Source organism: Candidatus Hamiltonella defensa 5AT (Acyrthosiphon pisum) (assembly GCF_000021705.1).
In the GTDB taxonomy this organism is placed as follows: domain Bacteria; phylum Pseudomonadota; class Gammaproteobacteria; order Enterobacterales; family Enterobacteriaceae; genus Hamiltonella; species Hamiltonella defendens.
On sequence record NC_012751.1, the window covers coordinates 1,201,039 to 1,213,216 of the forward strand.

The following is a 12,178-nucleotide window of genomic DNA, read 5'->3' on the forward strand; positions in this document are numbered from 1 at the left end:
AGCGAAATGGTGACGTCTGGGTCAGGATCCGATCGACAAGCCCCGGTTAATGCGCCTGTGACCGAAACAGTGGTCGCCTCAAGGCGCATGCCTGGCGCAACTGTGGTGCCGAAGACTGAGCAGCAACCTCAACCCGGCATCGTTGCCCCGGCGCAAATAAACCTCGTCGCTCAGTCAGCATTAAAGCCTAATGCATCCTTCGGTGTTCATTCTCCGTCGCCATTGCCAACAGTCAACACGGTGACTGAAAGTGAGCCGATTTTTTCAACAACGACGCTTTCAACAATAACGATTCAAGGTCAAAAAAATCATACTTTTAAAAAGAAAAGTTACCATCAGGGGATAGAAATCAAGGGCCAAAGTACTGTCGGAAATACAGGTGATCTCTCAATCAGCACCAGCCATAAAAACCATCCTGCGGTCAAAGTGAGTGAGGGATCCATTGTCACTCTTAAAGGGAATGACGACAAATTGCTGACACTGCAAACGACTGGAGCACACTCTCCAGGATTGCTTGCCTCTGATACAGATACAGAGATCATCGCCAATAAAATTGACATCACAACACAGGGTGAAAATTCTGAAGGAGTCAAAATTGTTAACGATGCCAGGGTCATTATGAATGACAGTAACATTACCGAGAACGGGGAAAATGCTTACGGTGTTTGGGCCGAAGGAGAGAAGACACATTTGATGGCGAATAACGTAGAGATAGAGCTCAATGCTCAAAACGCCACAGGTATCAAAGCTGTTAACGGGGGGATGGTACATATCGTAGAGAGCAGCGTTACCGCCAACGACGATAATTCTGATGGTCTTATCACCGAGGGAGACAAGACCAATCTGAGGGCCAATGATCTGGAAATAGAGATAAATGGCCACAATAGCAACGGTGTCAAAGCGCTCCAAGGTGGAGCGGGCATTATCGAAAACAGCAGCATTATCGGTCACGGCAACGCTTTTGTTGGGCTTTCGGCCGCCCACGAGAAGACCCATTTGACCGGCAAAAATCTCAACATAGAAGTACAAAATGGTCCAAAAGGCACAGGGGTTGCCGCAGCCAAAGGTGCACAGATAAATATCGAGAACGGGACCATTATCGGGACAGGAAAGGATTTTATCGGTCTTTTGGCCGCTGACCAGAAGACAAATCTGGAAGTGAATCAAATGTCGATACAGGCAAATGCTGAAGACAGCCAAGGGGTCATCGCTGAAAACGGGGCCAAAGTGACTGTTGAGAACAGCAGCATTATCGGCAATTGGGAAAATTTTGACGGTCTTCGCTCTAGGGGAGAGAATGCGAATCTGACGGCCAATAACACCAAGATAGAGTTACATCGCGAAAATTCCAGAGGTGTCAACATTGAAAACGGGGCTAAGGTCGATATCAAGAACGGCAGCCAGATCATCACACGAGGTGCCTCCTCTCCGGCGATACAGCTGACCCAAAAAGGCCGGTTAAACGTCAGTGATTCTGCTATCAAAACCTTTGGAAAAAATTCCGCGACTTTTTATGTTGCCCCAGGCAATAGCGATAAAAAGAGCGTGGCTGAAATGACAGGCGGGTCGCTACAAGCGAGTGGGGATCTCATTTTGTCTCAAGGCGGCACTATGGATGTGGTTCTCAACAAGGTGTCTGTCTCTTCTCCGGGGAGTGGCTATCTTGTGAATGTGCTGAATTCGGATTCAGGTTATCCCGGAGAGGTCAGTTTGTCGGTGCTCAATCCAATAGGAGAAAAAGATCCCACAAAAACACTGCGGGGGAATATTGCCGCCGCCGAAGGCAGAAAGGCCAACGTGACGTTAAACAACAGCCATTTAATCGGGTCGGCCAAAGCGACCCATATGTCGATAGACACTACGAGTCAGTGGTCGATCACGGGGCTTTCTACGCTGAAACAGCTCAACAATGAAGGGAAGGTTGAATTTCAAGGGCCCAGCGCCACGAGTTTACATCCCATGGCCACACCGGTTTATAAAACCTTGTCTCTGGGGAGTCTCAGTGGAACCGGGATGTTCTGGATGAATACCGACATTGCGGGACACCAGGGGGATTTTCTCAACGTCAGAGGAAAGGCCGAAGGCAAATTTGGGGTGATGGTGAACGACAGCGGCACAAGCCCGACAGCAGAAGACAGCCTGAAAATCATTCAGACGGGGGGCGGTGATGCAAGATTCACCCTGGCCAATGAGGGTGGCGTGGTGGACGTCGGGACGTACCAGTATTATCTGGTACCCGATGACAGCCATCAGGTGCCGGATGACATAAATCGGGTATTAGATGATAGACAGCGCGGCTGGTCGCTGGTGTCTCATCAACCTCAACCCTCCACAAAACCAAAACCGGAGTCAGAACTCAATCCAAAAACTCCTGTCACTCCGTCAACACCCCCTGAAGTTGCGGTAGTCACAGCGGCATCTGGCGAGACAGTACCACGCGGGATGATTGAGCAAGGCTCACCCGGTCAGGCTCCAACGGTGCCAGAAACTAATCAACCCGCCACTGTGTCTTTTATCCAAACAGTGGCTGCCGGAGGAACACCAGGATCTGTAGAAGCTATGAGGCCAGAGGTGATTCAAACCTCACCTCCTCCGGTAGCAGCGCCTGTGTTTTTATCGCCAACAGCATACAATATTGATCAAAGTGGTCCGGTTTCTTCAAAAGAAAAAACAACAGAAAAAACAGAAGACAAAAATCTGTTTGATGACGGTGAAAGCCATACTTTGGCCGAAAACGGGGTTTATGAAAAAGGAATAGAAATCAAAAACCGCACCACAGTGCAGAGCCTTGAGAATCAAGGCACTGTATCAATATCGAGCGATCAAAATGCAAAAAGTGCGGTTAAAGCCAGTGAGTCGGCTATTGTTACGCTAAAGGGGAATGAGGATAAATTGATCACAGTGAGAACAACTGGAAATCATTCTCCTGGGTTGCTTGCCTCAGGGACTGGTACAACGATCACGACAGATAAAATGGTCATCATCACAGAGGGTCAGCGTTCTGAAGGGATCAAAGTGCATGGCGGTGCCACGGCCATTATTAATAACGGCATCATTACCGGAGAAGGGGAGAGTTTTAATAAAGGTCTTTTGGCTTCGGGAGAAAAGTCAAATTTCAAGGGAAATAATCTCGCGATCACACTCACTGGCAATCACGGTGAAGGTGTCGTCGTTGAAAGAGGGGCAGAGGTCATTATAGAGGACAGCTCCATTAACGTCGAAAAGGAAAACTCTATTTTGAATAACGGTATGACGGCCTTTGGAGAGAATACCACCCTTAAGGGCAATAAATTGACCATGAACGTCAATGGGATCAACGGCATCGGTGTCAGCGTGATCGGCGGTGCCAAGGCCATTATTGAAGAGAGCCGCCTTAACAGCAAAGGGCTCAATTTTCAAGGTCTGTATGCCAGTGGACATGGCAGCTATCTGATGGCCAATAAAATGGAGATGGAGGTCGATGTCGGTAACGATACCAATAATAAAATAGGCGCTGGGGCTTTGGCAAAAAGCGCTGGGAAAATAGACATCAAGCACAGCACCCTCACCGGAAAAGGGGAGAATTTTTCTGTTCTTCGTGCAGAAGAAGACAATGCGCATGTCGAGGGCAATACACTGACGATAAATGTCGCGGGCACAAAAGGCACAGGTGTGGCCGCTAAAAACACAGGTGTGGTGATTATCAATGACAGCACCATTAACGGCACAGAAGAGAATTTTGTCGGTCTTTTGGCTCAAAATCAGTCACAGTTAAAGGGTAAAAATATCACGATAAACGCCAAGGGTAAAAACGGCCGGGGTGTGACAGCGCTCACGAATACAGACGTCGTGATCGAGGAGAGCAAAATTATTGCTGAAAAAGAGAATTTTTACGGTCTGGAAGCCCGCGGGGAAAATGCCAAGCTGACGGCGAATAAACTCGATATCAAGATCCAGGGTGAAAGCGGCATAGGGGCCAAAACGGCCAACGGTGCAAAGATCATCATGAATGACAGTGACATTACCGGCACAGCGGATGATTTTTCCGGTGTTTTAGCCCACGAAGACCACACAAGTTTGGAGGGCAATAACCTGAATATCAATGTCAATGGCCAAAACAGCAGGGGCGTTAAAGTTTACAACGGTGGAGAGGTAAAGATCCACGGCGGTCGCATTAACAGTCAAGGGGATCGCTTTTTGGGTCTTGCAGCCTACCAAGAGAAGACCAATCTGGAGGGTAATAACCTGACGATAGAATCGAAGGGTAAAAATGGCACAGGGGTCAAAGCAGACAGTGGTGCGCAGGTCAGTCTCCGGGAGAGTAACATTAACGGCACAGGAGACGCTTTCCTTGGTCTTGTGGCTTCAGGAAAAAACACAAATTTGACGACAAATAATAGACTGAAGATGGAGATAAAAGGGCAATACGGCATAGGCGTCAAAGCAAACAGCGGTGCAGAAGTCAATGTTAACGACACGACCATTAACGGTATAGGGGATGATTTCCTTGGTATTGAGGCCTACCAAGATGAGACAAATCTAAAAAGCAATAACATGACGATCAACGTGAATGGTCAAAACGGTGCAGCGATCAAGATTTACAAAGAGGCGATGGCCAATCTCCGGGGCACGACCATTATCGGTACAGGAGATTATTTTTCCGGTCTTGAGGCCTATCAAGAGAAGACAAATCTGGAGGGGAATAACCTGAAGATACAGTCAAACGGTAAAAATAGCAGAGGAATCAAAGCACACAATGGTGCAAAGGCAGATATTCACGACAGCACCGTCACAGGGACAGGGGAAGGCTTTCTCGGTCTTTTGGCTTTCGGAGAAAAGACACATTTAACAGGCCATCACTTGATGATAGATATAAATGATGCGAAAAATGGCAGAGCGGTCACCGCGGTCAATGCCCAGGTCGGTCTTAATGACAGCAGTATCACCGGTACAGGCGAAAACTTTATCGGTATTGGGGCCTATCAAGAGAAAGCCAATTTCACGGGCAATAAACTGACAGTCAAGGCAAATGGTCAAAATAGCAAAGGTATTACCGTTCAGGACGGTGCACACTTGAGCATGAATGACAGCACCGTGACAACCCACGAAAAAAATTCAGCGATTCTCTATACGCTTTATAAAGAAGATCCAGACGAAGATGCAGACAATACGAAACGGAAAAGTGTGGCTGAAATAACAAGAGGATCGCTAGAAGCCAGTGGAAATCTCATTGTGTCTGAAGGCGGGATAATGGACGTTGTGCTGAACAATGTCTCCGTTTTTTCTCGTGAAACTGCAGATGTTCTTAATGTTATAAATCAAGGGGATGTTAATTTGGTCGCCAATCAGACAAATCTGACGGGTAATGTTTTTGCAGCCCCTGGCAGTAAAGCCAATGTGACGTTAAACAAAAGTACGTTAGTGGGCTGGGCAAACGCAACAAATCTGTCCGTTGATTCTGGCAGTAAGTGGTTGTCAACGGGGCCTTCAGTGTTGAAGGATCTCAAAAATGAAGGGAAGGTTCAATTTCAATCACCAAGCGTCAATGCAACGGGGACACCGGGTTATCAAACCTTGTCTCTGGAGAGTCTGAGTGGAACAGGGATGTTTTGGATGAATACGGATATTGCGGGCCACCAAGGGGACTTTCTGAACGTCACAGGAAAGGCGCAGGGGGCTTTTGGGGTCATGGTAGCGGACAGCGGCAAAAGCCCGACCGCAGAAGACAGCCTGCAAATCATTCAGACAGGAGGCGGTGATGCCAGATTTACCCTGGCTAATCAGGGTGGGGTGGTGGACGTCGGGACGTACCAGTATCATCTGGTGCCCGATGACAACAACCAGGTGCCGGATGACCGCCATCGCGTGTTGGATGACAGAGCGCGAGGCTGGTCATTGGTGTCTCATCGATCCCAAATAAAGCCACCGACTCACAAGGGAGAGGAACTCACCCCAACCCCTTCTGTGGTGACCGCGTCTGCCAGCGAAACAGGGGCGGGCGAAACTCAGCCAGATGCACACCCTGAATCGTCGTCAGTATCACCCACAGGAGAGAAAGTGGCTGAAGGTGCCATCGCCTTACAAAAGAACCTGTTTGATGACGGCAAAAGCCATATGTTGAGCGAAAACAGTCTTTATTCTGATGGAATAGAAGTCAAAAACAAGACGACGGTCGAAAATACAGGCGCTGTAACGATATCGAGCAGTCGGGATTCAAACAGTGCGGTGAAAGTGAGTGAGGCGTCGACGGTTACTTTGAAAGGGGCTGAGGACAAACGGGTGACATTGACCCCCAGTGGCAGCGGTTCTCATGCGTTGCATGCCTCTGGGACAGGCACACAGGTGACGGCGAATAAAATTGACATCACAACGCATCGTGACGGTACTCAAGGCGTCAAGGTGGACGAAGGGGCCAGGGTCAATATCGACCACAGCACCATGACGGGCAACGGAGAGGATGCTTACGGCCTTTGGGCCGGGGGGGAGAAGACAAATTTGGTGGGAAATCACCTGAAAATAAAAATCAATGCTCAAAACGGAACCGGGGTTGCCAGCATCGCGGCACAAAAGGTCAACATCGAGGACAGTGAGATAACCGGGACAGGGGATGGGATTTTTGGTCTGGTAGCCCAATATACCGATCTGGAAGGGAAAAACGTGGAGATAGGCGTCAAGGGTAAAAAAGGCAAAGGGCTCAGGGCTATACAAGCGTCCAAGGTCAATATCAACGACAGCAGGATGGTTGGCGAGGGCGAGAATTTTCAAGGTATTTTCGCGCACGGAGAGCGTACTAATGTGACAGTCAAGAAACTGAAGATAGAGGCCAAGGGTAAAAATGGCGAAGGGGTTATGGCTTTGAGCGGGGCACATGTCAATATTCAAGACAGCACTCTCAGCAGCGATGAGGAGGCATTTGTCGGTCTTTCGGTCTCGGAAGACAAGTCAAATCTGATGGTCAACAAGACGACGATAAAAGCCAACGGCCAAGACAGCAAAGGGGTCAAAGCGGAAAAGGGGGCCACCGTTGATATACAGGAAAGCACCATCAACAGCACGGGGGACGATTTTGTCGGTTTGACAGCCTCTGAGAAGAACACCCATTTGACGAGCAATAACCTGAAAATAAAGCTGAATGCTCAAAAAGGCAAAGGTATCGAAGTTAAAGAAGGGGCCAATCTAACGGCCAATCACCTGAATATAGAGGCAAAGGCTAAAGACAGTACCGGTGTCATCGCTTTGAGCGAAGCCACGGTCAGTCTCAATAACAGTACGATTAATGCTCAAGAGAGCCATTCGCTTGGTCTGTTGGCTTCGGGAGATCAGACTCATCTCACAGGCAATCAGCTCAATATAAAAGTCGATGCTCAAGACAGCGAAGCGGTCAAAGTTGAAAAAGGGGCCAAGGTCGATATTCAGCAGGGTAGCACTATCACAGGTAACGGAAAGAATTTTTATGGTCTTTTGGCCACCGAAGACCAGTCAAAGCTGATTGTCAATCAAACGACGATAATAGCAAACGGTCAATATGGTAGAGGTCTTCAAGTTGTCAACGGGGCAGAAGGGATAATTGAGGACAGCACCATTACCAGTACAGGCGAGAATTTTCATAGTCTTTGGGCCGATAAATCGAATCTGAAGGGCAAGAAGCTGACGATAGAGTCAAAGGGTGAAAAAGGCCACGGGGTGTTGGCTACTGATAATGCCCATGCGATTTTAAATGACAGCAAAATGACCGGCACGGGTAAGGATTTTCTCGGTCTTTGGGCCCGTGGAAATGAGACAAAGCTGGAGGCGAATCGCTTGTCAATAGAGGTGCAGGGTCAAAACGGGAAAGGGGTCTCCGCTCAAAGCGTGGCAAGCGTCATGATAGACGGCAGCACCCTGATCAGTGACGGGGATTCTTTTGTCGGTCTGGTGGCCTCCGGAAAAGACACAAATTTGACGAGCAATCATTTAAAAATAACGCTCAATCGCCAACAAGGCAAAGGTATCGAAGTTAACCAAGGTGCAAATCTGACGGGCAATCAGATCAATATCGAGCTTAATGAACAAGAGAGCTCAGGGATCATGGCTTTAAGCGATTCAATGGTCAATCTCAATAACAGCAAAATTATTGCAAAAGACAGCCTTTCTCTCGGTCTTTTGGCCTCTGGAGACAAGACAAATATCACGGGCAATCACATCAATATGGAGCTCAATGGTCAAAATAGCTTAGGTGTCGTAGTTGAAAAAGGAGCAACAATCAATATGAAAGACAGCACGATGACAACTCTTGGAGTATTGTCTCACGCGGCGAGGCTGTCAAAAAAAGGCACGTTAAACGTCACTGATTCGCGTATCACCACCCTCGGGGAAAATTCAGCGATTCTTTATGTAGACTCAGACGATCCCAAACAAAAGAGTAAGGCTGAAATCACAAGGGGGTTCCTGGAAGCCAGTGGAGACCTGATGTTGTCTAAAGGCGCTGCACTGGACGTTGTTCTCAACAACGTGGCCATATCTTCTCCCGGCAGTGGATACGCCCTAAATGTCCTGAATTCCGATTCTGGTCATCCTGGTCATGTCAATTTAGTGGTCAATGAAACAACACTGCCTGGTCGTATTTTTACCGCCAAAGGCAGCAAAGCTCAGGTAAGGTTAAAGAGAAGCGAGTTAATTGGGGAGGTCGATGCCACCAACCTGTCGGTTGACGCTGACAGTCTCTGGACATTAACTGGAAATTCCGTTTTAAAAGAACTGATTCATGGAGGGAAGATAGCCTTTAAACCTCACAACGACATGAGCTCCAATCAAATCAAAGCAATTGATTATTCAACACTTTATCTAGATACGCTCAGTGGCCAAGGCACGTTCTGGATGAATACCGACATAGCAGGAAAAAAAGGGGATTTTCTTCATGTCAGGGGAGAGGCCAATGGTCAGTTTGATGTCAGGGTGACTGACAGCGGTAAAAGCCCCAAAGCAGAAGATAGCCTTAAAATCATCCAGACGGGAGGCGGTGAGGCTGAGTTCACCCTTACTAATCCAGGCCAGGTGGTAGACGTAGGAACGTACCAGTATCATCTGGTGCCCGATAACCACAAACGAGGCTGGTCATTGGTGTCTCATCAACCTCAACCTTCCGAAAAACCACAGCCGGAGTCAGAGTCGCCACCAAAAGCCTCTGTAATTCCCTCAGCGACGGAAACCGTAGCGGCCTCAAGGCCGATATCGGGTGACACTCTGTTGCCGAAGGAGACTGAGCATTCCGTTCAACCGGGTATCGGGTCTAAGGCAACAGAGCTTAAACCAGCAGTGCCTGTGATGTCGTCTGTTCCTGAAGAAAAAGAGACTGTCTTAACCCCGGTCTCTGGCGAGACGGTAGCGCCCGCGGTCACTGATGAAACCCAGACAAGGAAGTTGGCACCGAAAGCGCCTGAGCCCAAACCAGAAGCGCCTGTGGCGCCGTCTGTTCCTAAAGAAAAAGAGACTGTCTTAACCCCGGTCTCTGGCGAGACGGTAGCGCCCGCGGTCACTGATGAAACCCAGACAAGGAAGTTGGCACCGAAAGCGCCTGAGCCCAAACCAGAAGCGCCTGGGGCGCCGTCTGTTCCTAAAGAAAAAGAGACTGTCTTAACCCCGGTCTCTGGCGAGACGGTAGCGCCCGCGGTCACTGATGAAACCCAGACAAGGAAGTTGGCACCGAAAGCGCCTGAGCCCAAACCAGAAGCGCCTGTGATGTCGTCTGTTGAAAAAGAAGGGGAGAAAAAAGTCGCCCCTAATCGGTTACTTTCTCCGCCAACAAATGTATCTCGCACAAATCAGGCGCCTGATATTCCCTCAATCACCCCTTCAACAGCGGCGGTTTTATCGATGTCTACAGTGGGCCCGTTGATTTATCACAGTTAGATGGCGCAGATTCAGGAAAGAATGTCAGAAACACGTCAGGCAAAAACCGAGGATACTGTATGGGTCAAAGTCATGAATGAACGCCATAACATCAGTCAAAAAGCCGGAGATGGTTACTGGTTAAGATTAAATGGGCTATCAGTAGGCGCAGACTGTACAATCCGACTTGGGAGGGGTTACACCACTCGGGGGTCTTCTTCACTCATAGTGACGACAAGCTCAATTTCAGGGGTAAAGCGATTGGCGGTGGAAACGTGAGTTCCTGGTCGGCGGGCACGTATGCGGCTTATTATCATGACTCAGGTTTCTGGCTCGATAGCATTCTGAAAGCAAACCGGTTCTCGCATGAGATTCGTGGAAAAATGACCGGTGGAGCGGATGCATTCGGGGATTTCAGCACCTTGGCGTTGGGAGCAAGTATTCGAGGAGGGAAAGATATGGTCGCAGGAGAGATGACATTCACCCCATACCTCAGTTTGAGTGGATTAAGAACAACCCGTTCGAGCCTCTCACTTTCAAACGGAATGAAGGGAGATATTTTCGCCCAGCGTTCAGTGCTTGGCAAAGTCGGTTTAAGGGCCCTCTATCAAACGAGAATCAAAGATGTTTCAGTGACCCCTTGGGTAGATGTGGGCGCTGAGCGGGAGTTCATTAAAAACAACCGGGTTCGGATTAATCAGCGTGATTCTTTTGACAACGACTTAAGTGGCATCACAGGGGTGTATTCTTTGGGTTTATCCGCAAATATAAGCCAGACATGGAATATCAGTGCGACAGCGGGATATAAAAAAGGGAAGCATGTTGAATCCCCCTGGAATGCCTCACTAGGGATGAGCTGGAAATTTTAATCCTCACAATGAAAATGTCGACAACGAACCTCAATGAATCATGATTAAGTCGTTTAGACATAGACATAAGGATTTTACGGTTCATCCAGAGTAAATACCGTTAAGGCATCTGAGAGTTTTTTGACACCCGAGACTTCTATGTTCGGTATTGATTTTTTAGGCAGATTATTATGAGGGACAATCGCTCGCTTGAACCCGTGTTTGGCCGCCTCAGCAATGCGCTCCTGGCCATTGGGCACAGGGCGGATTTCACCCGCCAAACCGACTTCTCCAAAAATCACCAGATCCTGAGGTAATGGATGATTTCTCAAGCTTGACACCAAAGAGAGCAATAGTGCCAAATCAGCGCTGGTTTCCGTGATTTTTACACCCCCCACCACGTTCACAAAAACGTCTTGATCCGACATTTGTAACCCCCCATGACGATGCAATACAGCCAATAACATAGACAGCCTATTATGCTCTAACCCTACAGTAACCCTTCTTGGATTCGGCATCATAGAGCGATCTACCAAAGCTTGAATTTCTACCAGTAAAGGGCGAGTGCCTTCTCTGACCACAACGACTGAACTGCCAGAGGTGATTTCATCGGTACGGCTCAAAAAAAGCGCCGATGGGTTGCTGACTTCACGTAAACCTTGCTCCGTCATGGCAAAAAACCCCAGCTCGTTGACTGCCCCAAAACGATTTTTATGATTACGCAAAATTCGAAAACGAGTGTCGGTATCCCCATCCAGCATAATCGAGCAATCAATACAATGCTCTAACACTTTAGGGCCTGCCAGAGAACCGTCTTTAGTGACATGCCCTACCATGATCACGCAGACCCCTTGTGTTTTCGCAAAACGGGTTAAATAAGCGGCACTTTCACGGACTTGTGCCACGCTGCCTGGTGAGGATTGAATGTCTGACATATGCATCACCTGAATCGAATCAATCACCATGAGCTTTGGTTTTTGTTGCTGAGCCAATAAACAGATTTGTTCAATCCCGGTTTCCGAAAGAATATCAAGATGGTTCATGGGCAGACCAAGACGATGAGATCTCATGGCAACCTGCTGCAGTGATTCTTCGCCCGTGATGTAAAGCGTCTTCATCTCTTCCGCCAGTTGAGATAACGTTTGCAATAACAAAGTGCTTTTACCTGCCCCGGGGCTTCCTCCGATTAGAATGGCGCTCCCTGGAACCACGCCGCCGCCTAATACTCGATCAAATTCGAGAAAACCGGTCGAAAAGCGAGGTAATTTTTGTAAGCTGATTTCAGATAATTTTTGAATTCGGTTTTGGCGCATCTCACCCGCATAGCCGCCAATAAAGCGGTCATGAGCAGCAGGGTTTGATAGACGGGTCTCTGTGATCGTATTCCAGGCATGGCATTCACTGCATTGTCCTTGCCAACGAGGGTAATCTCCCCCGCATTCATGACATACAAACGCCCGTTTTATCCCTTTAGCCACTTTTTA

4 protein-coding genes are annotated in these 12,178 nt (G+C 48.4%); 3 read left to right on the plus strand and 1 reads right to left on the minus strand.

The annotated features are described in order from the left end of the window. Positions 1 to 6: 6 nt before the first annotated feature. Genes HDEF_RS05895 through HDEF_RS05905 form a run of 3 tightly spaced genes read left to right on the plus strand, consistent with a single transcriptional unit; the run spans position 7 to position 10,715 of the window. A complete protein-coding gene (locus tag HDEF_RS05895) occupies positions 7 to 9,867 on the plus strand; it encodes a pertactin-like passenger domain-containing protein (RefSeq protein ID WP_044612333.1) in 9,861 nt (3,286 codons plus the stop codon). Positions 9,868 to 9,888: 21 nt separating this feature from the next. After that, positions 9,889 to 10,125 (plus strand): hypothetical protein, encoded by a 237-nt coding sequence (locus HDEF_RS13200; RefSeq protein ID WP_234809346.1) that lies wholly within the window; start codon positions 9,889 to 9,891, stop codon positions 10,123 to 10,125. Next, positions 10,107 to 10,715: an autotransporter outer membrane beta-barrel domain-containing protein gene (locus HDEF_RS05905; RefSeq protein WP_234809487.1), complete on the plus strand. Its 609-nt coding sequence runs from the start codon at positions 10,107 to 10,109 to the stop codon at positions 10,713 to 10,715. The genes HDEF_RS13200 and HDEF_RS05905 overlap by 19 nt, the downstream gene beginning before the upstream one ends. A gap of 74 nt (positions 10,716 to 10,789) precedes the next feature. Here HDEF_RS05905 and radA read toward each other — a convergent pair whose 3' ends face one another. Then, positions 10,790 to 12,172 carry a DNA repair protein RadA gene (radA, locus tag HDEF_RS05910; RefSeq protein WP_015873741.1) on the minus strand — a complete coding sequence of 461 codons (1,383 nt, stop codon included), beginning with the start codon at positions 12,170 to 12,172 and terminating at the stop codon, positions 10,790 to 10,792. Positions 12,173 to 12,178 lie beyond the last annotated feature (6 nt).